Genomic DNA, 23,804 nt, shown 5'->3' with positions numbered 1-23,804 from the left:
ATGATCCACGTTTTCTCAATGCGAGTACGTGTTAAGGCCCATAGACATGTCGAGTTCCGTTTCCCATGCACGGAATTGTGTCCCGGCTTGTTTAGTCTCGCGCTCTTGGTGCTTTGGGGAAGGATCTTTTCCTTCGTCGTACCACTGAACGAGGAGGATGATCCGGTTTCTGTGAAAATGCAGAAGTTGCGTAGAAATACGGTCGTATCCGCCTAAAGCAGTTCCAGCGTTCATCGACAACACGACAATGCCACCGGCTCGTGTTCCACAACACGATCCGGTGGCATTTTCCCCTCCAACTTAGAGCAAAAACGCAGGCAAAACCGCGCGCTGGCGAGGTTCAAGCTGCTGGGACTCCACACGTTCAAAACGTGCCTCGCCTTCACCGACATGGACCAGCATCAGGTGGGTGGCGACAAACCATTCGGCGGCTTCGGCGGAGAGCAACCTGGCCGCCAGCTCTCCCACCGGTTCGCCACCAACCGTGAAGTAATACCGATCCGGGCGCGCCTGGATTTCAAATTCCACCTCACCCGTTGCCGCAACCGGCACCACCCGTTCGGTTTCCAGTCCGTCAAGGCTGACACGGAATGCCACCTGCCGGCCTCCTGCCTCGGACTGGAGCACGGCATAGGCGAAGTGGCTTTTATCCAGGTAAACCCCCACCCCGGCCATTGAGCCTTCGGGAAGGTCTCTCAGCACGGCGGCAAAACGCTCGTCGTCAGCCCGCTGCGGACGCAAAACCAGCCCTGCCTCCCGACCTGCCTCGGGCAAGGCCCCACCACGCAGCAACACCTCGTCGCCTAGGACGGAGCACGGCACCGGCCAGCGCAATCCAAGCCAATGCTCGGTGGCGGCGTTGGCACCCTGCACACCAATACCCGGGGTGTCCCGCTCAACGAGAAGCTCGGTGGTTCCCGCGTCGCCCACCACCGGCCACCCGCCATCGGTCCATTGCACCGGAAGCAGGAAGGTTTCACGACCGATGTTGTGGTGCTGGGCCAACGGTGCGTGCCGGGTTCCCAGCGCCACCACCCACCAGGTCCCATCGGCGGCTTCAACAAAGTCCGCATGCCCCAAGGACTGGATTTGGTGCCCCACCCGGTCGCGGTGGGTCATGATCGGGTTGTGCGGGCAGGCCTCGAACGGGCCCCACGGCGAGGCGCTGCGCCCCAGCGTCTGCATGTGGCCTTTCCAGCTGCTCCCTTCGGCGGCTGTGAGGTAGTACCACTGGCCACGCTTGAAGATGTGCGGACCTTCAATGTCATTGGTGACAAAACCGCCGGACCCGGGGGTCGCTGGCAGGAACTCCCCCAGCTCCCCGGTCTGGACATTGATGGCGGCCGTGACGATCGGCCCCAGGGCACCGCCCTTGTGCTCCGGGTCGAAACTCCGGCGGCTGTAGTACCAGGCGCCGTCGTCATCCCGGAACAGGGACGGATCAAATCCTTGCTGATCCAGCCAGATGGCATCCGACCACTGGCCGGCAGGATCCGTGGTGGTGACCAAAAGATTTCCCTGACCCGGATGGGCGTTGGTGGTCACGAGGTAAAACGTGCCCGCGTGATACCGCAAGGTGGGGGCGAAAAGCTCAATCGGCCCGTCCTGGCCGTCGCGTCGATACTGCGCCGGGCGGGTGATGGCGTAGCCGATCACCGTCCAATTGACCAGGTCCCGCGAATGGTGGATGGGGATCCCCGGCAGCTTGTTGAAGCTGCTGGTGGCCAGGTAATAGTCCTCGCCCACACGCACAATACTTGGATCCGGGGCGTGGCCGGTGATCACCGGGTTGCTGTAAACCACGCCTACTTCACTCCCTTGATCGGCAGCACCACGAGGGCGCCAACTACAGCGCAAGCCGCTCCGGCAAGGAACAACGCGGTGAAGTTTTGCGGGTTCGTGGCGCTGGCACCGATCAGCAGGAGTGCCGGGGCAACCGCTGGGACCAGCGAGGAGGGAAGCGAGCTGGCCAGGTTCATGATGCCCAGGTCCTTGGCCGGATTGTCCTGATCCGGCAGCACCTCCATGATCAGCGCGTAATCCACGGCGAAGTAGACTCCCTGGCCCAAACCGATCACCGCGACGGCCAGCAGGAACATGGGGTAGGTGGTGGCCATGGCCACCAGGCCCAGTCCGATGGCGAACACCAACGCGGCACCCAGCACAAATGGTTTGCGTCGGCCGGCCTTGTCTGAGAGCTTGCCGAAAATCGGCGCGAAGATCATGGAAATGGCGGTCATGATCAACGTGGCCACAAAGATCGAGGTGCCTACGGTGGCGGGATCAACATGGTGCACCATGATCAGGTAAAACGCCTGGTAGGCGTTGACCGCGGCGACACCGAAGAAGATCATCAACCGGCTCCACCAGGCCCAGCCGAAACCCTGATGGCGCAGCGGGTTCACCCAGAAGGTCCCCGCGAATTCTGCGAAGGAGAAGGAAGGGCGTTCCTCACGGGAGATCGCGCGGTCCGAGATGGAGAAGGTCAAGAGCACCAAGGCCAATGCGGCAACACCGGCAGGAAGGAAAAGCATGGCGGCCAGGTTCGGCTGGACCAGCTGGGCCAGGAACAGCCCCAGCACCGCACCCAACGGAGCGCCCAGGCCAAGCATCGCGGAGGCGGAGCCACGGAATTCCGGGGCAATCTGGTCCGGCACCAGCGCGGTGCAGGCGACAATGGCGCAGACCGCACCGAGGGTGGTCAGCGCATACCCGGCCGCGAGCACGGCGGTCCCCGTCGCCGCCAGGGTCACTGCCGCTCCCAGCAAAATCAGCACGGCGCCGGAAAGCAGGTAGGGTTTGCGCCGCCCGAAGCGGGACAGGGTCCGGTCGCTGAGGCGTCCGAGCACCGGGTACCCCACCAGTGCGAAGATGCTGCCGACGCCCACGGCAATCGACAATACCGTGGTGGCGGCCGCCGAGCTGATCACACTGGACTTCAGTGACAGGGTCAGAATGGCGTTCGAGAGCTGGGCGCCGTTGGCGGAGGCAATGGCGAAGGCCAGCAGGATCATAAATCCTAGTTTTGGTTTGCCCCGGGTGGCTTGTTGAGCCGCCGGGCTGGTTGCGAGTGTACGTGCCATGGGTGTTCTCCCTTGAACTTGGGTGGGTGTTGCGAGTGTTGGCCTAGATGGCCGGGGTGAGCACAGCCAGCCGGTGCTGGCTGGTGCCCGGTGTCAGCTGGATCCGCTGATCTGCAAGCTGAAGGACACCGGTGATTCCGTGGGGTACCACGGTGTCGATGACCACGTGCTCGTTGTCCAGCTGCCAGCTCACGGCAAGGGGTCCAAAAGGTGTTTGGACACCGGCCTCCGCGTGCTGAAGCCCGCAGGAAATATCCGGGTTGATACAAACTTCCCGCCAGCCCGGGGCGGTGGGGGTCAGGCCCGCGATCTTGCGGAACAGCCAATCATCCACGCAGCCAAAGGCGTAGTGGTTCATGGACACCGGCCGCGGAGCCCCCGAGGGGTCCACCGCATCCCAGGCTTCCCAGATGGTGGTTGCCCCACGGTCCACCTCGTAAAGCCATGACGGCGCCTGGTCTTGCCACAGCACCGCGCGGGCCAGCTCTTGGTGCCCGGTATCCCACAGCGCATCCAGCAGATACGGGGTGGAGAGGAAGCCGGTATCCAGCCGGTTTCCGCGCGCCCGCACCAGCGCCGCCAGATGCTCTCCGGCGCGGTGCCGGTGGGACTCGGGCAGGATCTCCAGGCCTAGGGCCAAGGCGTACAGTCCCTGCAGCTGAACCGGAAGGGTGGAATCTTCTCCCACGTATTCCTTGCAGAACGCGCCGCGGACTTCGGTAGCGCGCAGGGAATACTCTTCGGCATCCGCCTGGTGGCCCAGTACCTCGGCCATCCGGGCGGCCAGGTCCAGGGTGTGGATCTGGAACATCGGGGCAATCAGTTCACTGGTCAGCCGCGGGGCGATTTCCATGGCCTCGTGCAGCGGGAAATCCCCCTCCAGGGTGGACGGGGTCAGCCAGTCTCCGAAGTGCAGGCCGGTGTTGTAGAGCAGGCGCTGGCGGGCTTGGCGTTCGGGGCTCAGCGTGAGGTGCATTAGGGACTCTGGAATCTCGCGCTGCGCCTCGGTTGCCTGGTAAGTGATCCAGCGGCCCACGGCCGCGTAGTTTTCTTCCAGCACCTTCGGGTCCGCGTAGCGTTCGTAGAGTTTCCACGGGACAATCGCCACCGCATCGCTCCATCCGGCGGCGGCCACAATGGCCCCCACCCCGGGCGCCTCTGCGGCGCTGAGGTCGTCGAATTCCGAGCGCGGCGACACGATGGGCACCCGCCCGTCCTCCAGCTGGTCGGCCCGCAGGTTATCCAGCCAGCGCGAGAGGAAGGTGTAGACCCCGGCATTGTTGCTGGCCGCGGCCGCGAACACCTGGGCATCCCCGGTCCATCCGGCCTTTTCACGTTGCGGGCAGTCGGTGGGGATGGACAGGAAGTTCGCCCGCTGGCTCCACACCACATTCTGGTGCAGCCGGTTCAGCCGGGCATCCGAGGTGCTGAATTCTCCGGTCTGTTCCAGGTCGCTGGACAGGGCAATGGCCGTGACGTCCCCGGGATCCAGTGAGTCCAGTCCGGTCACCCGCACGTAGCGGAATCCATGGAAGGTGAATTCCGGCTCCCACTCTTCCACCGGGTCTCCGGCGCAAATGTAGTGATTCGTCTGTTCCTTGTTGGCGCCAAGGATGTTCTGGAACCAGTCTCCGTTGGCGTCAATGGTTTCGGTGTGCTCGATCATGATCTGCGTCCCGCGCTCTTGGCCTCGCAGTTTCAGCCGCACACGCCCGGCGATCACCTGCCCGAAGTCCAGGAGCAGTGCCCCCTCGCGTTGTTCCACCGAAACCACCGGCAGCTGGGCCACCCGGCGGATCGGTTCACCGCGGAAGGGAACAAATCCGGTGGCATCCACGCCGAGTTGGTTCACCGGAGCCCAGCTCTCCTGCGCGAATCCCGGCTGCAGCCAGGAAGTGTCGGCAAGCCGCGCGTCGTAGTGTTCACCGATGAACAGATCCGAGTAGTTCCAGGGGCCGGTGGCGCTGCGGGCGGAGGAATCCGAGGTGAGCACTTCGGTGCTGCCGTCGGTGTAGCCCAGGTGCAGCTGCCAGGTCAGGCCCAACCGGTCGCCGAATTGGGCGCTGGACCCGGTGATCCCGATCCGCCCGGCCCACCAGCCATCGGCCAGTGCGAAGCCCAGGGTGTTCTGCCCGGATTCAAGCAACTCCAGCACGTCGTAGGCCTGCACGCTGAGCCGGTGCCGGTAGCTGTCGAAGCCCGGGGCCAGGACCTCGTCGGAGATTTCCCGGCCGTTGATCCAGGCCGAGTACACCCCGTGGGCGGTGGCGTAGAGCCGGGCGCGGGTCAGTTCCGGGCGGATTGCCACCTCTTGGCGCACCAGCTGGGCCGGGCGCAGACGCTGCGCGGCGGGAGCCTGTTCGGTTTTGCCCAGGATCCAGTCCAGGAATGAGTGCCGTTCCAGGTGGGTCGGGTCCTGGATTGGTTCAATCCAGCTGGCCTCCCAGGCTCCCAGGTCCGGGGTGGTGGCGAAGCTCGATTCGCCGGTGTGCACGGCGTCGCCCGAGTGGCTGTGCACAACCCAGAGGTAGTCGGTGTCATGCTCAAGGCGCTGCCCGCTGTACTCAACCAGCGTGGTTTGATTCCCGGTCACCAGACCGGAATCCCAGACGCTGTCCCCGGCGGCGGTGCGCACCTGCAGGCGGTAGGAATCTTGGGCATGCTCCACGATCCAGGAAAACCGCGGACGGGTGGTTTCAAGCATCAGTGGACGCTCCAGATGCTCAACACGCAGGTTCCGGCAGCTTGGTTCGGTCATGGAGTGCTCCTTTGTTTTGCCTTGTGACTCACGACTCATTCAACGGTAAATGACAAAAACCTTATATGCAAGGTTTTTAAATTGGAAGCTAAGCTTGGGGCATGGCACGAAGCAAACGCGGCAGTTACACGGTTGGCCTTGAACGGCGTGAACGCATCTTGGAGGCGGCGTCCCAAAGATTTACTTCATCAGGGTATTCACGCACGTCACTCGCGGAAATTGCGCGGGACGTGGGGATCACAACACCTGGACTGACGCATCATTTTCCAACCAAACAACACCTGTTGCTGGCTATCGCCGAACGGCGTTTTGACGTCGCGCAGAGCATTGCTGAGGCGGCCCTAGGGGAGCTTGATGGGACCCGGACGCTACGGGTACTGCTGAGCCTGAGTGAACTTTTTGCGGAACAGCCAGGACTCATGGAACTTTTTGTGTTGATTTCCGCGGAGGCCGCCGATCCGAACAGCCCGGCCCACGAACTTTTCCAGGAAAGATACACCCGGATCGCCACGGAAATTGCGACATTTTTTATGGCGGAGGTTGCCAGCGGCGCACTGCGTCCGGATCTTGATTACCAGGCGATTGCGCGCGAATGTATTGCAGTCAGCGACGGACTGCAGCTGCAGTATGTCCTCTCGGAAGGAAAACTGGATTTGGTGGGGCAGTCGCGTGCCCATCTTGAGCGGCTGGCGTCCTCGATTCTGCTTTCGGGGGGAGAAAAGGTGTCTTTGGCCTGACTGGCCGCACGGACTGGCTCCGTGCGGCCACGACGGCCGTCAGTCGGCCTACAGGCCCGGTGCGAGCGTGCGCTCAGGCGGCGGGCCCACCACCTGCAGGTCCAGGTCCGGGTTCGACTGGATCCCTGCAATCACCGTGGAGGGGTCAACCAACCCTTCGTTGTACACCGGGGCGTCGGTCGCCTGCGAGGTCACGTCGAAGAACTTTTCAAACACCCCGCCGGTGAGCAACCCGAGCATCTGGGTGTTGTGCGCACCGATGGCGAAGCTGTGCACCGTGCCGGCTGGCGCGTGCAGGAAGTCTCCGGCGGTCAGCAGCACCTCGTGGCCATTGACCCACAGCCAGACACGTCCGGACAGGCAGATGAAGTTCTCGGTGTGCAGGCGGTGGAAGTGACGGATGATGTAGGGCTGCACGGCGGCCAGCGTATTCACCGCGAAGTAACGCCCGCCAGTATTGGCCGGCCGCGCCAAATAGCTGTTCAACGCATCAGGCCAGGCCCGGTGGTCCCCGCCGCCGGCGCTGAGGAAATATCCGCCTTCCCCGGAAGGCAGCGCCAGCGAACCGGCGGAATCAACACCCTGCGGCAGCTGCAGTTGCGTGGCACTCGCCGAATCCATGGTGAACAGGTGCCGTTCGGTGCGCTCTGCGCCGCCCAAGAGGTCGGCGAGCGCACCACCGGGCGCGCTGAACATAAAAAGTCGGCTCATGTGGCTCAGCAGCCGGTATTCCAGACTCTCCCCCGGTGCGACATGGAACGAGTCGCCCTGGACCAGGATGCGGGTGCGTCCGGCCACGGTGGCCTGCACGCAGCCATCCACCACAAAAAATGAGCGCTGCACGGATTCCAGTGCGGAGCCGGTGCTCTGCGCTCCGGCAGGGCCCAGGATAAAGGCCGCTTCGAACAGTCCGCCGGTGTCTTGGGTCCGCGCGACAACTGTCACCAGCTGCCCATCAACTTCGTGGCGTTCACCTTCGCCGGAGGCGAGGTAGTAGGGCACCGGTTCGCCGGGCAGGGCGTTGATCACCGGGGCCAGGGAGTGGATGCTCTCCAGGTCGATTGTTCTCATGATGGGATATCTCCTGATGTGGTGAGGGGACGTGTGGTTGTCTGCGGATTCGAGTCGGACACACCCAGGCGTTCGCTCAAGAAGTTTTCAATGTCGGTGAACCCGAAGAACACGTCCTGGGAATCAGGGTGTCCGGTTACCTGAGCCACCGCGGCGGCGCTCACCTCGGTTTCCAAGCGGCCGTCGTCCATGACGGCGGCGATCTCAACGTCCAGGCGGCCGGGAGGGTTTACGAATCCGTGCCGGTAGCCTTCAAGCAGGTACAGCCGCGCGTGGACCCCGGCGGACTGGAGCTGGTCAAAAAGTTTTTGCGAGTGAAGGTGCGGCACCAGCACGTCCGCGGTGCCGTGGCAGAGCAGGAAGGGCGGGGCCTGGGCGGACAGGTGGGTCAGCGGGTTCGCCGCCCGCGCGATCGCTTGGCCCGCCGCGGTGTTCGGCTCCACTCCCAGCAGGCGGCCTTCCGGGGTCTGGTCCCAGGTTTTCCCAGCTGGACGCTGGTTGATGATCAGTTCCAAATCAACCGGCGGGTAGCAGGCCACCACGCAGCTCACCTGGGCATCGGCAGGCGCATCGGCCTCAGCGGAGGACGCGGTCAGTGCGGACAGGGCCGCCAGGTGCGCCCCGGCGGAGGCGCCCCACAGTCCGATGCGTTCAGCATCCAGCCCCCACTGCGATCCGTGGATACGCAGGTGGCGAATCGCGGCAATCACGTCATCCAGCGGCGCCGGGAAGGTTGCCTCGCCGGAGAGCCGGTATTCAATGGAGGCAAAGGCGATGCCGGTACGTGCCGCGGTGGCGGCGAGATCCGGAGCCAGGGTTCGGTCTCCGGTGAACCATCCGCCGCCGTGCAGCCAAATCACCACGGGAACCGAGGTGGCGCCGGTGTGCGGAAGGTAAAGATCCATCAGTTGCGCGGCGCCGTTGCCACCGGCGTATTCCAGTGCCGCTTCGCGGCGCACCGGATAGCTGAAAGAAGGGGTAGTCATACCATCAATCCTGAGTGACCCAGCGCACTATTGACCATCTCGAAAAGTTGAATTATCGTTCGGAAAACCCGAAGCACCACGTCAACAGCGACCTGCAGGACGCACCGCGGCTTTGGGACCCGGATACGTTAGGCTCGAAACGTGGATCTTACCTTGCACCAGTTGCGTTGTTTTATCGCGGTGGCCGACACCCTGCATTTCGCCCGGGCCGCCGGGCTCTTGCACGTGAGCCCCTCCACGCTCAGCGGCCAGATTTCCACCCTGGAGCGCCAGCTGAATTGCAAACTTTTTGAACGCAGCCCCCGGGCGGTGCTGCTGACCTCCCACGGTCAAGAACTGGTGCCTTTGGCCCGCGAGACCCTGGACGCGGCCGAACGGATCACCCGCTGGTCCAGGGACCCGCAAGACTCGGTAGTGCAGATCGGCACCCCGGCCTCCAGCGCCGGGTTGCGGTCGATCCTGCAGGCGGCGGCCGCACGGATGCCGAGGGTGGCCCTGAGGCTGCGGCCCAGCGGTTTCACCGGCGGTTTGCGCGCGGTCAGCACCCGGCAGGTCGACTGCGCGTTCGTTTTTGACCTGGATCCGCACGCCCAATACGCCGGGCTGCAGACCCTGGGATTGTGGTCAGAGGACCTGGTGGTGGCATTGCCCGAGAACCACCGCTGCGCGCACCAGGACCGGGTGGCGGTCAGCGACCTGTTTGGCGAGACGTTGATCGGCCCGACCAGCGAGGAGCTTGGCGGCGAGACACCACGGCTCAGCTGGTATGAAACCATCGACCCGCGGCTCCCGCAGCGCTGCACCATCAAACAGCTGGTGGACTCGGTTGACGAGGCGATGGAACTGGTATCGGCCGGGATCGGGTTGAACATCGCCGGCTCGTCGGTAATCTCCTCCTACACCCGCCCCGGGGTGCGTTTTGTTCCTCTGGAAACCGACTACCGGGTGTGGGTTTTGCTGGCCGCACGCGATGAGAAGGCCACCGCGGAGCTGGAAACGTTCCTGAGGATTGCCGCCGAAACCGTCACCGAGGTGTTGTGACAGGCCAGCGTCAACACACCGGGGCTGCCACGCGTCACTCAGGTTATATAGTTGACTCGTTCCTCGGCTTCGATAACAATCAGCATGCGGAGCCCCTTCCACCAAAGATCTACAGCACCGGGAGTTCGCCGCGATGACCCCTGACAGCCAGCTGAGCACGAGCCTGCCTCGTTCCCGCGCCGAAGAGTTGGCACTGTCCATTCAGGAGAATATTCGCCAACGGCAGCTGGCCCCGGGAGAGATGGTCAGCACCCTGCAGGAAATCCGGTCGCAGACAGGTTTAGCCCGTTCCACGGTGAGCGAGGCCGTGCGCCTGCTGCGGGAACGCGGCTTGCTGGAAATCCGCCCGGGTCGCGGCGGCGGACTGTTCCTGGCACAGCCAACACCGGTGGTGAAACTGCGGCACACCCTGCTGACCGTGGCCGACGGGACCACCGCCACCAAGGATGCAATTGAGCTGCGTGAAACCCTTGAACTGTTCATCGCGGTGCAGGCCGCGCGGCATCGCACCGATGACGACACTCTCCGGCTGCATCGCTCCCTTGAGGCCATGCGTGAGGTGCAGCAGGATTGGGAAGCGTTTATGCAGGCCAACTGGGCGCTGCACCGGGACATTGCGGCCATCTGCCCCAACGAGATGGCGCGCGCCGTGTACCTTTCAACCCTGGGTTATCTCCAGCAGTCCACCGCACCGGCGCTTGTCGACGGGAGCACCGCAACGGGTACGGAGTATCGGCGCCGGCGCGTGGCGGTCCACGAAAGACTGGTCGAGGCGATCATCAGCGGGCGTGAAGCGCAGCTGGCGGACATTGTGCTGGAGCACAATTCACCGGCCTGATAACGCTCCCCCGCAACTATTTCCGCGGCGCGGACCAGAATCTCTCGCCAGACCACTCGAAAACCGGGGCCTGCTTACCGAGGAACGCAAGTCTTCCTAGGTGGGCATCCGGGCCGGCGGCGACCTGCGCGAACAGGTCCTGGATTATTTGATCTCCCGAGGGTCGCCCAGTGTTTTCCCCGGCGGCGGCAATCAGGTACTTCTGGGCTTGCACCGACAGCTGCGAGTTGCGTTCCAGCCGGCCGCATAAATCCAGAACCTCATGTTCCAGATCCTCTTCGGCCACCACCCGGGTGAGCATTCCACAGCGCCGGGCCTCTGCCGCGGTGATGGTATCGCCGGTGAGCAGCAGCTCGGAGGCAACCGCCGGACCGACCATGCGCACCAGCATGTTGATCCCGTATTCGGGGTAGATGATTCCAATCCGCGACGGGGTTAATCCAATACGCACGGACTCGGCCGCCACCCGCAGGTCGCAGGCCTGGGCCAGCATCCAGGCCCCGCCCATGCAATAACCTTCAAGCACACACACCGTTGCCTTGCGCACCGCGGCAAGCGCTTGGGCCGCCCGGGTCAAAAGGCCCCCGCGCGGCACACCGGTGCCGTTGTCGATCAGGCAGTCCAGCACCTCGGCGATATCCGCCCCCGCGGAGAAGGTTTTGCCCGCTCCACGCAGCCCGATCACCCGCACCGTAGGGTCTTCATCCAGCTGCCGAAGCATCTGGGGCAGCTCTGCCCACATCTGCGGTGAGAGTGCGTTGCGTTTTTCCAGGCGATCAATGATGATCCACGCGGTCCCCGCCTCGCGGGAAACCTTCAGATGCTCGGTGCGGGTCCCGTGAACTACCGCGGAGGCGTTCATGGCCGACCGGCCCCGCTGGCCACCGGCTCGTGTGCGCCGAGAACAACACCGGAGCGTTTGAGCTCCTCGATCTGTTCGGGGGTGAACCCGAAGCCGGAGAGCACCTGCACGGTGTCTTCACCCAGGCCGGGAGGCGCCTTGCGCACCGTGGTGGCGACCCCGTCAAGATTCAGCGGTCCGCGCAGGATGGGCAGGTCGCTTCCATCCTGGCGTGTCAGCTGTTGCACCATTTTCAGCGCCTGCACCTGCTCATCGGCAAAGGCCTGCGCGTAGTTGTAGATCGGGCCGCAGGGAATACCGTCGGCGCGGATGGCTTCCATCCAGGAGGCAGCCGCACGGGTCGAGAGCAGCTCTTCAAGCAACACCTTCAACTCGGCGCGGTGCGCGGTGCGGTCCCGTCCGGTGCGGAACCGGGGGTCGTCGGCAAGGTCCGGATTGCCCAGGATCTGGCACAGCTGTTGCCACTGCCGTTCGTTGCCCACGGCGATAATCAACGGAATATCAGCGGTATTAAAAGTTCCATAGGGTGTCAGCGAGGCGTGGTCATTGCCCAACGGAACCGGGATGTCGCCGGTGCTGAGGTAGCGCTGGCCGTGGAAGGCGGATAACGCGAGCGCTGATTCAAGAAGTGAGGTGGAAACCCACGGGCTGTGGCCGCCGGTGGCGCGGGCGGCCAGCGACGCGGTGATTCCTAGCGCCGTGAAAATTCCCGAGACCATGTCGATGATCGGCACCCCGAAGCGGTAGGGGTGCTCGGCGTCCGGCCCGGTCACCGACATCAGTCCGGCCATCCCCTGGGCCACCTGGTCCAGCCCGGCGGCATCCTGCAAGGGGCCGGTTGTCCCGAATCCCGTAATGGACGCCACGATAAGTTCCGGATACTTCTCACGCAGGTTCTGCGCCGAGAGGCCAAGCTTGTCCATCACCCCGGGCCTGAAATTCTCCAGCAGGACGTCGCACCCTGCCGCCAATTGCCTCAAGACCTCCTGGCCTGTGGCCGAATACAGGTCCAGCGCGATGGATGACTTGTTGCGGTTGGTTGAGTCGAAGTACAGGCTGTGCTCCCCTTCAAACGGGGGCCACTGCCTGGTGACATCCCCGCCCTTGAGGCTTTCGACCTTGATGATCTCGGCGCCGAGGTCAGCGAGCAGCGCGCTGCAGTAGGGGCCGGCCAGGGCGCGGCTCAGGTCAAGGACCTTCACACCCTCCAGTGGCAGCCGCGCGCTCACCGCAGTGCTCCCTCGGATGCGGCGAGCGCAGCGTGGCGTGCTTCGTTGCCCACGATGGTATTGCTGATTTTTCCGATGCGTTCAATCTCGACTTCCACGGTGTCCCCGGGCTGAAGCAGCCACTGGGGTTCGCGGGCGTACCCCACCCCGGAGGGTGTTCCGGTCGCCAGCAGGTCTCCGGGCCTGAGCGTGAAGGTTTTGGAAATATGCGCCAGGGTTTCTCCGAGGGTATAGACCATTTCCTGGGTGTTGCCATCCTGGACCACTTCCCCGTTGACTCGGGTGGTGACCTGCAGGCCGTCGCGGAGATCTCCAACCTCAGCGGCTGGAATCATGGGGCCTAGCGGGCCGGAGTTGTCCGCGTTTTTGCCAAGAATCCACTGCGAGGTCAGTTTCTGTGCCCGGCGTGCGGTCAGGTCGTTGAAGGCAGAGAAACCAAGCACCGCGTTGAGTGCCTGATCAGGCTCGGCATCAACCAGAGTGTCGCCAACCCAGGCGACAATTTCTCCTTCCCAGTCCAGCCCGGCTTCGCCGGTGGGAACCGGAATTTCGGCCCCGTCAACGGTCAGGGATTGGGTCCAGCGGGCGAAAAGTGTTGGGTATTGCGGAAGTTCCTCGTTCTTGAAGCTGCCTTCGGCGACATGCTTCAGGTAATTAAGTCCCACACAGATCACCCGCGCTCCGGGCAACACCGGTGGAACAAATTCAATACCCGACGCGGAAATAACCTGGCCATCTCCCGCTTCAGCCACGAACCGCGAAGGGGCTTCCCAGAACTCCTCCAGGCCGGCGAGGATTTCAACACTCTGCCCGTCTTCAGCCAGGGAAGCAACGTTCACCTGACCGTTTTCAGCCTTCACACCAACAATCTTCATGGGTTTTCCTCCGTCGATTTCTACCATTTCCCAAAAGGTCTAAAACATTCGCACCTTTTATGTTTGAATTGGAGCATGACACAGATCCGGGTTCATGTACAGCCCGAGATCATGTTCCCCGCACCAGCAGATAGTCTGAGCCAACGGTGCTTTCCCTGATCCTCGAGTCCGAAGGAGTGAACTCATGACCACCGAATTCCGCCGCTACCTTTTCCCTGAAGGCCACCCTCGCATTCAGGAGGTCAAAGGTTTGGACGCCTACGAATACCGGCTGGCCGCACGGGCGAAAGGCAGCTTTACCGGAAATCTCATCGAAGGCTGGACCCCGCTGTATCTGCAGCCATTTCACGGAGTCACCGAGGCCGGCACCCTGCGCGAAGGGCTGCACCCATTCCAGCCGGCGCAACCGGGTGAAGAAGCCCCGGTGGCCGCCATGGTCGAGGCCGCCGAATCGCTGCTGGGCGACCTTGCCCTCGAAGATCGCGAGAAACTTCTCTACCCGGTAGATGCGGTGCAGTGGCAAACCTGGGCCAACCCGGAATTCATGCAGTTCGACACCGGACTTCGCCTGGAATTCCAGCCTCCCCAGGTGCGCGCCAAGGTCCTTGAGCTTGTGAAAACATCACTAAGCCCCGAAGGCTACGAACTGGCCCACGGCATGATGCTGATCAACGGGTTCCTCGGGGAAACCGTTGGCTTGGAAAGCATCCTCAATGAGTTCAGCTACAACTTCGCCATCTACGGCACACCCCATCCGACCAATCCCTGGGGGTGGCAGCTTTACGGGCATCACTGTGCGGTAAATTGCCTGGTGGTGGACGGCCGGATGACGCTCGGCCCGGTCTTTTTCGGCGCCGAACCCAATGAAATCGATGAGGGCCCGCACCAGGGGCTGCGCGCCTTTGACCGGCGCATCGACCTCGCCACCGAGCTGATGGCCGCCTTGCCTGCCGAGCTGCGTGGCGCGGCAACCCTGTATAAGCAGATTGTCGACCCGGCCATGCCCGAAGGGCGTGTGCACCCAGGAGACGAGCGGCATCTCGCGGGGGCCTTTCAGGATAATCGTGTCATTCCCTTCGAAGGAATCCGCGTGGCCGACATGGAATCCGAGGCCCAGAATCTGGTGTTTGCGATCCTTGATGAATTCATTTCGCCGCTGCCCAGCGGTCCCCGGGCAGCCAGGCTGCGGGAGCTTCGGGAACACCTGGACGAGACGTGGTTTTCCTGGATTGGCGGCAGCGCCCCGGGTGATGTTTTTTACTACCGCATCCAGTCTCCGCTGATCATTGTGGAGCTTGATCATCATTGCGGTGTTTTCCTGGACTACAACTCACCCAAACGATTCCATGTGCATACGGTGATGCGAACCCCTCACGGAAATGACTACGGCCGCTCCTGGGTGCGCCAGTGGCAGCAGGCGCACTCCCAGCCCGTCGCCTAGCCGGCTTCCCACCCGGTCCCCCGCCATGCAGCACGCCGGCATCCCACGCTCATCAACCGTGGGATGCCGGCGTTTTTGCCACCCGGCTCGTTCAGTTTTGAGGTGAGGACCTGAGCTCCTGCACGTACCCGGGGGCGGTCGGGGAGCTGTACCCCAAGCTCCGGGATATGGTTCTGGCCGCGGTCCCCACCGCAGGCCACAGCGACTGCGGCGCCGCGGACCCTTCCGGCATCACCACCGACAGGGCCGCAACCACCTTGCCGGCGTCGTCCTTGATCGCGGCGGCCACCGAGATGGTCCGGCTCGGCAGCGTCCGGCGCACCACGCTGAACCCGGTCTGTTTCACATGCGCCAGCACCTGCCGCATCCCGGAAATGTCCAACGGTGCGCCACCCGGTTCGGCTTCTGGTTCCTGCTCCAAGATCCGGGTCGTTTCTGCCACCGTGCAGTGAGCCAACAGCACCCGGCCAACCGCGGTGCTGCGCAGGGGCATGCGCCCTCCCACCCGGTAGGCCACTTCGGGAGCCTGCGGCGAGGACAACCGATCCACCATCACAGCCTCTGCCCCGTCCCGGATCGCCAGGATGACGTGGTGGCCGGTTGCCGCATACAGGTCTTCAAGGTGCGGAAGCGCAATATCGCGGATTCCGTGCCCTCGGGGCGCCAACGAGGCAAGTTCCCACATGCGCACACCGATGACATACCGGCCGTCTTCGGTTTTCTCCAGCGCTCCCCACCGCGTGAGGTGGCCGATAAGCCGCCACGCGGTTGCCTTGGGAATTGCAGTGATCCGGGAGATCTCAGAAACCGATAAAACGCGCCGGGTGTCTTGAAAGGCGCCAAGGATGGCAAACGCCCGGTCGATCACCGGCTCCCCCTGGGCAGGCCGCCCACCAGCAGTTCCCAAATAAACCCAGCTCCCAACGTGATCTACTCCACAAATTATGTTCCACTCATTGAAACACCCGCACTTTCGGCCTGTCAAAAACCGCAAGATTCATACAGGGCCCTCGCGTGGGGGCGCCACTGTCCAGAATCTTGCCAAGGGAGACAACGATGACACCGCTAACCGCCACCCATCGGTCACGAACGCTTGTGTACTTCATTTGCTGGCTGAGCCTCATTGCCGACGGTTACGATCTCTACGTCTACGGAACAACGCTTCCGGCACTCATCGGCCAAGATCCTTTTAATATCACCGCGGCGCAGGCGGGAACCGTGGGCAGCCTGGCGTTGGTCGGCATGCTCATCGGCTCCCTGGTGGTTGGAATGCTGACCGACAAACTAGGCCGGCGGAAAATCCTGATCGGTTCCGTGGTGCTCTTCTCGGTATTCATGCTGGTTTGCGCCTTCGCACCCACATGGGAAATTTTCGCGGCGGCACGCTTCATCGCCTGCTTCGGCGTCGGAGGGCTGCTGCCCACCGCGGTGGCGCTGGCCAATGAGTTCGCCTTGCCCGAGCGGAAGTCGCTCACCCTGGGAATTGTGCTGACCGGCCCGGCCTTGGGAACGGTGATCGCGTCGCTGAGTTCCATGCTGCTGATCGAAACCTACTCATTCCGCCCGGTCTACGCGATTGGCTCCTTCGGATTGATTGCCGCGGCGCTGGCTTGGAAGTACCTTCCCGAGTCCCCGGCGTTTTTGGCCAACGCTGGCCGTTCAGCCCAGGCCGCACAGGTCTGCGCCGCCTATGGCCTGAATCCACCGGCACCGACGCACGCCGCCGTGTCCACCGCGGAGCAGCTAAATCCCACCCGGCGCCTGTTCGGCGCCGAGCTTCGGGCCCGTTCCATGCGCATCTGGGTGGTGACCCTGCTGTCCATGCTCACCATGTTCGGGGTGAGCACCTGGCTGCCGCAGATCATGCGCAACGCGGGCTACGGCCTAGGTTCCTCGGTGTCATTCCTGTTGGCCTACTCGATCGGCGCCATGCTCGGCACGGTCATCGCCTCCATGATCGGGCAACGCATCGGGGTCAAACCACTGGTGGTGTTCGGCTTCTCCACCGCGGCCATCGCGCTGATGTTAATGACTTTCAACCCTCCCACCGCACTGATGATGCTGCTGGTTGCGCTGACCGGTTTTGGCGGCATGGGCACGCAGAACCAGATCAACGACTACATCGCCCAGTTCTACCCGGCCTCCATCCGGGCCACCGGCCTGGGATGGGCGCTGGCCATCGGACGCCTGGGCGCCATTGCGGGGCCAACCTACGGAGCGCTGATCATCGCCACCGGAACCGGTGTGGCCGGAGCCGCCATCGCCTTCGCAGTTCCCGCAGTCTTCGGGGCGCTGATCATGCTGAGCCTGCCCCGCGTCAAACCCGGCGCACCGGCCCCAACATCTTCCGACGCGGCAGGCGCCGTTCCGGCCCCTGCACCCTCCCCCACACTGCCTACCTCAAAGTGACATTAGGAAATCATGAGCACCACACAGCAACACCCAGCCTGCCCCACTCACACCCCGGTGGTCATTTGCGGCGGCGGCCCCAGCGGCCTGTTCCTGGCCCTGGATCTGGCCCAGCGCGGCATCAAATCCCTGCTGATCGAACCTCGTGAGCAGATCGATCACCTGCGCCCCCGCGCCAAGACAACCAACGCCCGCACCATGACCCATCTCAGGCGCCTGGGGCTGGCCGATACCCTGCGCCAGGCGGCCTCATTGCCGATGGAGTACTCCCAAGACGTCATTTTTTGTTCCACGCTGACCGGTTTTGAGATCACCCGCTTCCATGAGGCGTTCCAGCTCTCCCGCGGGCCCTACCGCTGGCAGCCCGAATGCGGCCAACAGGTCCCCCAGCCGATTGTCGAAAAGGTGCTCCGCGCAAAGGTCGCCAGCAACCCGCTGATCACCACCTGGATCGGGCACACGGTCACGGGTGTGGCACAACTTTCGACCCTCAGCGCCTACGGCCACCCTCGCCATCAGGTCAGCTGCGAAGATGCCGCCGGAAATCAATACTCCGTGAGCGCCGACTTTGTCATTGGCGCCGATGGCTCAAGTTCCGTGGTGCGCAAGTCTCTGGGCATCAAGCTTGAGGGCGGCTCGGCGGCGCTGTCCAATGTCAGCGCGGTATTCACCGCGCCCGAACTGGCGCAGCGGGTGGAGCTCGACCCGGCGGTCCAGTACTGGGTGCTCTCCGAAGGGGTATCGGGCATGATCGGTAGGATGGATCTGGCAGATACCTGGTGGGCGATCATCCAAGGTGTGGACGCCCAAGACCCCGACTTCGATGTCACAGCCGCCATCCACACCATGGTGGGCGCGGACGTTGACCTGCAGATCTTGGCCACGGACCCGTGGACCGCGCGGATGCTGCTGGCCTCCTCCTACGGCCGTGCCGGCGTCTATTTGGTGGGGGATGCAGCGCACCTGAACCCGCCGTGGGGCGGCCACGGGTTCAACACCTGCATTGGCGATGCAAGCAATCTGGCGTGGAAGCTTGCCGCGGTGCTGCAGGGGTGGGCCGAGGTGAAGCTGCTTGAAAGCTACGAACCGGAACGCCGGCAGGTAGCCCAACGCACCATTGCGGATGCGGCGAACAACGGCAAGGCGCTGGCCTACGATTTTGCCAGCTCGATGCTGAACACCGCGGGCCCAGAAGGTGAACAGGCCCGAGCCGTGGCCCGGGAACAACTCGAGGTCAAGGCCAGCGAATTCCACTCGCTCGGCCTGGTGCTCGGCTACCACTACGCGGATTCACCGATTATTGTCCCGGACGGCACCCAGCCGCCGGCCGCGCATCCGATCAATTACACACCCAGCACGACCCCCGGCTGCCTGCTGCCCCATGCCTGGTTGGGTCCCGGCCACGCCCTGTATGACGAACTCGGAACCGGTTTCACCCTGCTGTTGGACCGGCAAACAGCACACGGTCAGGAGAACCTGCGAACTATCGCTCAAATCCGGGAGTTCGCCGAGACTTCGGGCATCCCGCTCACGGTCCGCAACATCGACACCCAACAGCTGCCCGAAGACAGCCGCTGGTCGGCGCAGGCGTTACTGGTTCGCCCGGATCAGCACGTGGGGTGGCAGGGCAACGACCTGAGCAGCGTCATCGACGCGTTGCAATTGTGCACCGGGAGCCGAAGCGCCACCCTGGTGTGAGTGACGGATCTGGCCGGTCAGCAGCCCGCCACCCAACGCCCTGCGCAAGTTCCCAACCTCTGGGTTTTGCCAGCAGGTAGCTTATGGGCTCAGCCTGGCGCGCAGATCCCTTGGGTGGTCACCTCCAAATGCCGGTGACTACCCAAGGCTGTGCGTGTCAGATTGGAAGCTTCCGGACAGTGAAGGCCAGTCCCGAATGATTGAGTTTCGGCATTCAACGGGTAAAAACTTAAGCATTCAATGCTGAAAGTCAATCAGTCTCCCCCGTAAATGAGGCGCGCCACGAACCAGGAGTCTGGTGTTCGAGCCGCTTGAAGAACTTCGCGAAATTCGCGGTGTCATCGAATCCCAACGTTTCCGCCACGGCTCGAATGGGCAAGTCCGGGCGATACGCGAGATGGCGTTTGGCTTCGAGCACCAATCTTTCGTCGATTGCCTGTTTCACGGTCCGGCCGCTTCGCTCCTTGACCGCTTCATTGATTTTTTTGGCCGAGCAATCCATCAGGGTGGCGAAGTGCTGCACCGAACGCTGTACGCTTCCGTCCACATCCAGCAGTGAAACGAACTGCTCGTAAACGCTCAGCCCGCGGAGGCCGGTGTTGGCGTGAGCTGCGGCGGGAAGCTGCAACAACAGTGATTCAAGGATTCTTTCGGCACTCAAGTTCGGTGTCGAGTCGTCCGAATTTTCCGTGTCCCGGAGGATCTGCACCAACGCCGCAGCGTGCTGCGGGATCTCTTCGTGCCGGTAAACGGTCCTGAACCACACTTGTGAATGGTGCAGGTGCTCTATGGCGGCGGGGGTCAGGATTTCGGATCTGAAAAGCACCGCAAGTCCGGTGACACCCGCGAGGCTTCCCCACTGTTGGATTTGATTTGCATGCACCCACAGATAATCTCCGGCGGCCACGCGGTAGGGTTCGAAGTCGACATCATGGCAGAGCGATCCTGAATTCACCGTTATCAGCAGGTCGAAATTCGGCCGCTGCGCTTTGTGAAATGACGCCCTGCGCGGCCCGGTCACACCAAGTTTAGACAGCTCGACAACTTGCAGCCGTTTGGTTGAATCGGGGGTCTGAAAGGAAATATTGGGAATGGGGTTGTTGCCGAAACCTACCACTGATCCTCCCGAATTTACCTTGAAGCACCCACCGGACGAAACCTAATCTGGACGTGTTATGAAAAAAATCAAGACCTCACAGGCATTGGCATTGGCCGCAATTTTCCCTGCAGTCCTGGCCCTTGCCGCATGCAACACGTCCGAACCCGCAGCAGAAGTCTCCAGCTCATCAGCTGCCGGTGCCCGCGATCTACACAACGAGGAAGCCAACCGAAAACTCGTTGTCGATTTCTATAATAAGTTCTTCAATGAGCACGAACCAGAAGAGGCAGCCGAAGTTGTTGCCGACGACTACATCCAGCACAACCCCTCGGTGCCGGATGGCAAGGAACCGTTCGTCTCGTTCTTCAGCGGCTACTTCCTGGAGAACCCCGAGTCCAAGGCAGAGATTGTCCGCAGCTCAACGGACGGCGACCTGGTGTACCTGCACGTCCGCTCGACCGACGCCTCGATTGACAAGGAAACCGCTGTTGTCGACATCTTCCGTGTTGAAGATGGAAAAATCCTTGAACACTGGGACGTTATCCAAGACGTCCCTGACGAGTCGGCCAACCTGAACACCATGTTCTAGGAAGCTTCGTTCGTTTTTGTTGGTTTCCCCTGTTCATCGGCCAGCAAAAACAGTGTTCGGATTGTTTGGCCCAGATATGGATTGCGCGGCCTCCCGAAGCCGCATCCATGGTTAAACAACAGTGTTCCCCAGGTCCGCCACTGAGATTCAGTGCGGACGCTGGGGAACACGTGGTTTGCCGCTGTGGTTTAGTTCGCTTCCCCGGCGCGACGCTTGTTGTAGATATCGAAGGCTACGGCAATCAACAGCACCAGGCCCTTGACGATCTGCTGGGTGGAGGCGCCCACACCCATCAGCTGCATGCCGTTGGAGAGCACCGCCATCACCAGGCCGCCAACGATGGCGCCGGTCACTCGGCCCACACCGCCGGTGGTGGAGGCACCGCCGATGAAACAGGCCGCAATGGCATCAAGCTCAAACATGTTGCCGGCACCCGGCTGGGCGCCGTTGGATCGCGAGGAGAACAGCACGCCGGCGATGCCGGTGAGCAGACCCATGTTGATGAAGATCCACAGGTTCACCTTCTTCACGTTCACACCCGAGAGCTTGGCTGCTGACAGGTTGCCGCCAATCGCGTAGATGTGGCGGCCGAACACGGTCCGGGTGGTCAGCACGTGGTAGCCGATGATCAGCACACCGAGCACCATCAGCACAATTGGCATGCCGCGGCTGGTGGCAATCTGCCAGAAGAACCAGAGGATGATGATGGCCGACAGGCCGTTCTTGATCAGGAACATGGCCAGCGACTCGACCTGCTGGCCGAACTTGACCCGGCCCTGGCGGGTACGCCACTGCGAAAAGACCAGGCCGGCCACGGCAATCACGCCGATGATCATGGTGAACAGGTCATACCCGTAGCCGCCGAGCAAACCGTTCAGGAAGCCGCCGGCAATCTGCTGGTATCCACCGGGGAATGGGGAGAGCGAGACGTTGCTGAGCACCACGTAGGTCAAACCGCGGAAAAGCAACATGCCGGCCAAGGTGACGATAAACGCCGGGATTCCCACATAGGCAACCCAGAAACCTTGCCACAGCCCGCACAGTGCACCCACGGCGATACCGGCAACCAAGCCGACCCACCAGGGCATATCTTGTTTGATCACAAGCACCGCGGACACCGCACCAGTCAGCGCGACCAGCGAACCCACGGACAAATCAATGTGTCCGGCAACAATCACCATGATCATGCCCAGGGCGAGCACCATCACGTAGGAGTACTGCAGGACAATGTTGGTGATATTGGTCGGGCTCAGCAGCAGCCCGTTGGTCAGAATGGTGAACAGCACCACGATGAGCACAAAGGCAATATAAATGCCGCTGGTGCGCAGATTTTTGGTGAAGAGATTCTTCAGCTCGGTTGTTACGGTCATCGGGTGCTTTCCTTCTCGATGGTCATGAGCTCCATGAGGCGTTCCTGGGTGGCCTCGGCAACGGGCAGCTGCCCGGTCAATCGACCGTAGGCCAGGGTATAGATGCGATCGCAGATACCCAGCAGTTCGGGTAGCTCCGAGGAGATCACCAGCACGGCCTTGCCAGCGGCCGCCAGTTCGTTGATGATCGTGTAAATCTCGTACTTGGCACCCACGTCGATGCCGCGGGTGGGTTCGTCAAGGATCAGCAGTTCCGGTGCGGTGTGCAGCCACTTGCCCAGCACCACCTTCTGCTGGTTGCCGCCGGAAAGGTTGCCGGTTTTGGCCATCACGTTGGGGGTTTTGATGCGCATCGACTTGCGATAGTGCTCGGCAATTTGGATTTCCTTGTTGCCGTCCACAAAACCGTTGGTGGAGATCTTGGACAGGCCCGCCGCGGTGGTGTTCACACGGATATCTTCAATAAGATTCAGGCCGAACTTTTTGCGGTCTTCGGACACGTAGGCAACACCGGCCTTGATCGCGTTGCCGACGGTGGAGGTATCCACCAACCGGCCGCCCATGTGGACCTCGCCGCTGATGTTGCGCCCGTAGCTGTGTCCGAAAATGCTCATCGCCAGCTCGGTGCGGCCCGCGCCCATGAGCCCGGCGATCCCGACAATTTCCCCGGCGCGGACATCCAGCGAGGCGTTGTCCACGACCTTTCGTTCGTGCTGGGTTGGGTGGTAGACCGACCAATCCTTGACCTCGAAGACAACGTCTCCGATCTGCGGGGTGCGCTCCGGATACCGTGCGGACAGTTCGCGGCCGACCATACCCCGGATGATGCGGTTCTGGGTGGAGGCCGGGTCGGACATGTCCAGCGCTTCAACGGACTGGCCGTCGCGGATGATGGTGGTGGTGTCCGCAATGTCTTCGATCTCCCCGAGTTTGTGGGAGATGATGATCGAGGTGACCCCCTGGTCACGCAATTCGCGCAGCAGCTGCAGCAGATGGGCCGAGTCCTCGTCGTTCAGCGCCGCGGTGGGCTCATCGAGGATCAGCAGCTTCACGTTTTTGCTCAGCGCCTTGGCGATCTCGACAAGCTGCTGCTTGCCGACACCGAGCTGGCCGACCGGGGTAACCGGCTGTTCGGCAAGGCCGACACGGGAGAGCAGCTGCGCGGCACGCTGGTTGGTGTCGTTCCAGTCAATGAATCCGCCGCGTTGGTTTTCATTCCCCAGGAAAATGTTCTCCGCCACCGAAAGGTAGGGAACCAGGGCGAGTTCCTGGTGGATGATGACGATGCCTTGGGCTTCGGAATCCTTAATGCTGGAGGCTTTGAGTTCCTGCCCCTCAAAAAGGATGCGTCCCTCGTAGCTGCCGTGCGGGTAGACCCCGGAGAGCACCTTCATGAGGGTGGATTTGCCGGCACCGTTCTCGCCGCAGATGGCGTGGATTTCATTCTGGCGCACCGTGAGATTCACGCCGTCCAGCGCCTTGACTCCGGGGAAGGTCTTGGTGATGTCCTGCATCTGCAGGATGGTGGTCTGCATGGTACAGAGGTCCTTGCTGTGATCTGTGATCGATGTGTTGGGTTGGGGGGGGGGGGGGGGCGCCCCCCCCCCCCCCCCCCCGGGGGGGGGGCGGGGGGGGGGGGGGGGGGGCCGGCGTAAGTGGGGTGGGGTGGGGGGAGGAACCCCCCGAGCGGGGTTTGGTGGGGCGGCCCGCCCACCGCG

General features: G+C 62.7%; 19 protein-coding genes. 7 read left to right on the top strand and 12 right to left on the bottom strand.

From position 1 onward, the window contains the following. Positions 1-300: 300 nt before the first annotated feature. From ACIOWL_RS13410 to ACIOWL_RS13400, 3 genes are read right to left on the bottom strand one after another with little or no spacing between them, the layout of a single operon-like run. Positions 301-1,803 carry a family 43 glycosylhydrolase gene (locus ACIOWL_RS13410; protein ID WP_400385907.1) on the bottom strand — a complete coding sequence of 501 codons (1,503 nt, stop codon included), beginning with the start codon at positions 1,801-1,803 and terminating at the stop codon, positions 301-303. A 2-nt stretch (positions 1,804-1,805) separates the two neighbouring features. Next, positions 1,806-3,083, bottom strand: a complete 1,278-nt coding sequence (locus ACIOWL_RS13405) for an MFS transporter (RefSeq protein WP_400385904.1) — start codon at positions 3,081-3,083, stop codon at positions 1,806-1,808. A gap of 43 nt (positions 3,084-3,126) precedes the next feature. Continuing rightward, the gene (locus ACIOWL_RS13400; RefSeq protein WP_400385901.1) at positions 3,127-5,841 is read right to left on the bottom strand and encodes a family 78 glycoside hydrolase catalytic domain; all 2,715 of its coding nucleotides are present in this window, start codon (positions 5,839-5,841) and stop codon (positions 3,127-3,129) included. Positions 5,842-5,942: 101 nt separating this feature from the next. On the opposite strand from ACIOWL_RS13400, the gene ACIOWL_RS13395 reads away from it, so the two are divergent. Next, positions 5,943-6,578, top strand: a complete 636-nt coding sequence (locus tag ACIOWL_RS13395; RefSeq protein ID WP_400385898.1) for a TetR/AcrR family transcriptional regulator — start codon at positions 5,943-5,945, stop codon at positions 6,576-6,578. Between the two features lie 48 nt (positions 6,579-6,626). Here the strand turns inward: ACIOWL_RS13395 and ACIOWL_RS13390 are convergent, their stop codons facing one another. Continuing rightward, positions 6,627-7,649, bottom strand: coding sequence for a cupin domain-containing protein (locus ACIOWL_RS13390; RefSeq protein ID WP_400385895.1), 1,023 nt, complete (start codon positions 7,647-7,649; stop codon positions 6,627-6,629). Further along, positions 7,646-8,635, bottom strand: coding sequence for an alpha/beta hydrolase fold domain-containing protein (locus ACIOWL_RS13385; RefSeq protein ID WP_400385892.1), 990 nt, complete (start codon positions 8,633-8,635; stop codon positions 7,646-7,648). The genes ACIOWL_RS13390 and ACIOWL_RS13385 overlap by 4 nt, the downstream gene beginning before the upstream one ends. A gap of 141 nt (positions 8,636-8,776) precedes the next feature. Between ACIOWL_RS13385 and ACIOWL_RS13380 the strand changes: the two genes are divergently transcribed. Both ACIOWL_RS13380 and ACIOWL_RS13375 read left to right on the top strand, forming a co-directional pair. Next, positions 8,777-9,676, top strand: a complete 900-nt coding sequence (locus ACIOWL_RS13380) for a LysR family transcriptional regulator (protein ID WP_400385889.1) — start codon at positions 8,777-8,779, stop codon at positions 9,674-9,676. Between the two features lie 133 nt (positions 9,677-9,809). After that, positions 9,810-10,514 carry a FadR/GntR family transcriptional regulator gene (locus ACIOWL_RS13375; protein ID WP_400385886.1) on the top strand — a complete coding sequence of 235 codons (705 nt, stop codon included), beginning with the start codon at positions 9,810-9,812 and terminating at the stop codon, positions 10,512-10,514. A 16-nt stretch (positions 10,515-10,530) separates the two neighbouring features. Here the strand turns inward: ACIOWL_RS13375 and ACIOWL_RS13370 are convergent, their stop codons facing one another. Genes ACIOWL_RS13370 through ACIOWL_RS13360 form a run of 3 tightly spaced genes read right to left on the bottom strand, consistent with a single transcriptional unit; the run spans position 10,531 to position 13,480 of the window. Continuing rightward, the gene (locus tag ACIOWL_RS13370) at positions 10,531-11,376 is read right to left on the bottom strand and encodes an enoyl-CoA hydratase/isomerase family protein (RefSeq protein ID WP_400385883.1); all 846 of its coding nucleotides are present in this window, start codon (positions 11,374-11,376) and stop codon (positions 10,531-10,533) included. Next, on the bottom strand, positions 11,373-12,605 hold the full coding sequence (locus tag ACIOWL_RS13365; RefSeq protein WP_400385880.1) for a CaiB/BaiF CoA transferase family protein: 1,233 nt from the start codon (positions 12,603-12,605) through the stop codon (positions 11,373-11,375). The genes ACIOWL_RS13370 and ACIOWL_RS13365 overlap by 4 nt, the downstream gene beginning before the upstream one ends. Then, complete coding sequence (locus ACIOWL_RS13360) at positions 12,602-13,480, bottom strand: fumarylacetoacetate hydrolase family protein (RefSeq protein WP_400385877.1); 879 nt, start codon at positions 13,478-13,480, stop codon at positions 12,602-12,604. The genes ACIOWL_RS13365 and ACIOWL_RS13360 overlap by 4 nt, the downstream gene beginning before the upstream one ends. Positions 13,481-13,664: 184 nt before the next feature. On the opposite strand from ACIOWL_RS13360, the gene ACIOWL_RS13355 reads away from it, so the two are divergent. After that, on the top strand, positions 13,665-14,921 hold the full coding sequence (locus ACIOWL_RS13355) for a DUF3500 domain-containing protein (protein WP_400385874.1): 1,257 nt from the start codon (positions 13,665-13,667) through the stop codon (positions 14,919-14,921). A gap of 91 nt (positions 14,922-15,012) precedes the next feature. Here ACIOWL_RS13355 and ACIOWL_RS13350 read toward each other — a convergent pair whose 3' ends face one another. Further along, positions 15,013-15,828: an IclR family transcriptional regulator gene (locus tag ACIOWL_RS13350; protein ID WP_400385871.1), complete on the bottom strand. Its 816-nt coding sequence runs from the start codon at positions 15,826-15,828 to the stop codon at positions 15,013-15,015. 149 nt (positions 15,829-15,977) lie between these two features. On the opposite strand from ACIOWL_RS13350, the gene ACIOWL_RS13345 reads away from it, so the two are divergent. After that, the gene (locus ACIOWL_RS13345) at positions 15,978-17,330 is read left to right on the top strand and encodes an MFS transporter (RefSeq protein ID WP_400385868.1); all 1,353 of its coding nucleotides are present in this window, start codon (positions 15,978-15,980) and stop codon (positions 17,328-17,330) included. A 12-nt stretch (positions 17,331-17,342) separates the two neighbouring features. Further along, positions 17,343-19,028, top strand: coding sequence for an FAD-dependent monooxygenase (locus tag ACIOWL_RS13340; RefSeq protein WP_400385866.1), 1,686 nt, complete (start codon positions 17,343-17,345; stop codon positions 19,026-19,028). A gap of 250 nt (positions 19,029-19,278) precedes the next feature. Here ACIOWL_RS13340 and ACIOWL_RS13335 read toward each other — a convergent pair whose 3' ends face one another. Continuing rightward, positions 19,279-19,983 carry a helix-turn-helix domain-containing protein gene (locus tag ACIOWL_RS13335; RefSeq protein WP_400385863.1) on the bottom strand — a complete coding sequence of 235 codons (705 nt, stop codon included), beginning with the start codon at positions 19,981-19,983 and terminating at the stop codon, positions 19,279-19,281. A 220-nt stretch (positions 19,984-20,203) separates the two neighbouring features. Here ACIOWL_RS13335 and ACIOWL_RS13330 point away from each other — a divergent pair, with 220 nt between their 5' ends. After that, entirely contained in the window at positions 20,204-20,716 is a 513-nt protein-coding gene (locus ACIOWL_RS13330; protein ID WP_400385860.1) for an ester cyclase, read from the top strand. A gap of 188 nt (positions 20,717-20,904) precedes the next feature. Here ACIOWL_RS13330 and mmsB read toward each other — a convergent pair whose 3' ends face one another. Both mmsB and mmsA read right to left on the bottom strand, forming a co-directional pair. Next, entirely contained in the window at positions 20,905-22,086 is a 1,182-nt protein-coding gene (mmsB, locus tag ACIOWL_RS13325) for a multiple monosaccharide ABC transporter permease (RefSeq protein WP_400385857.1), read from the bottom strand. After that, on the bottom strand, positions 22,083-23,621 hold the full coding sequence (mmsA, locus tag ACIOWL_RS13320; RefSeq protein ID WP_400385854.1) for a multiple monosaccharide ABC transporter ATP-binding protein: 1,539 nt from the start codon (positions 23,619-23,621) through the stop codon (positions 22,083-22,085). Before mmsA ends, mmsB begins: the two co-directional genes overlap by 4 nt. Positions 23,622-23,804: the final 183 nt, after the last annotated feature.

Source organism: Glutamicibacter sp. NPDC087344 (genome assembly GCF_044744225.1).
Taxonomy (GTDB): domain Bacteria; phylum Actinomycetota; class Actinomycetes; order Actinomycetales; family Micrococcaceae; genus Glutamicibacter.
Note: the sequence above shows the minus strand (reverse complement) of the source record. Positions and strands in the feature narration are given on the sequence as shown.

Coding starts and splice junctions, on each gene's coding strand:
- ACIOWL_RS13405 (WP_400385904.1), bottom strand. CDS start 3,083: ATGGCACGTACACTCGCAACCAGCCCGGCGGCTCAACAAGCCACCCGG.
- ACIOWL_RS13400 (WP_400385901.1), bottom strand. CDS start 5,841: ATGACCGAACCAAGCTGCCGGAACCTGCGTGTTGAGCATCTGGAGCGT.
- ACIOWL_RS13395 (WP_400385898.1), top strand. CDS start 5,943: ATGGCACGAAGCAAACGCGGCAGTTACACGGTTGGCCTTGAACGGCGT.
- ACIOWL_RS13390 (WP_400385895.1), bottom strand. CDS start 7,649: ATGAGAACAATCGACCTGGAGAGCATCCACTCCCTGGCCCCGGTGATC.
- ACIOWL_RS13385 (WP_400385892.1), bottom strand. CDS start 8,635: ATGACTACCCCTTCTTTCAGCTATCCGGTGCGCCGCGAAGCGGCACTG.
- ACIOWL_RS13375 (WP_400385886.1), top strand. CDS start 9,810: ATGACCCCTGACAGCCAGCTGAGCACGAGCCTGCCTCGTTCCCGCGCC.
- ACIOWL_RS13370 (WP_400385883.1), bottom strand. CDS start 11,376: ATGAACGCCTCCGCGGTAGTTCACGGGACCCGCACCGAGCATCTGAAG.
- ACIOWL_RS13360 (WP_400385877.1), bottom strand. CDS start 13,480: ATGAAGATTGTTGGTGTGAAGGCTGAAAACGGTCAGGTGAACGTTGCT.
- ACIOWL_RS13355 (WP_400385874.1), top strand. CDS start 13,665: ATGACCACCGAATTCCGCCGCTACCTTTTCCCTGAAGGCCACCCTCGC.
- ACIOWL_RS13345 (WP_400385868.1), top strand. CDS start 15,978: ATGACACCGCTAACCGCCACCCATCGGTCACGAACGCTTGTGTACTTC.
- ACIOWL_RS13340 (WP_400385866.1), top strand. CDS start 17,343: ATGAGCACCACACAGCAACACCCAGCCTGCCCCACTCACACCCCGGTG.
- ACIOWL_RS13330 (WP_400385860.1), top strand. CDS start 20,204: ATGAAAAAAATCAAGACCTCACAGGCATTGGCATTGGCCGCAATTTTC.
- mmsB (WP_400385857.1), bottom strand. CDS start 22,086: ATGACCGTAACAACCGAGCTGAAGAATCTCTTCACCAAAAATCTGCGC.
- mmsA (WP_400385854.1), bottom strand. CDS start 23,621: ATGCAGACCACCATCCTGCAGATGCAGGACATCACCAAGACCTTCCCC.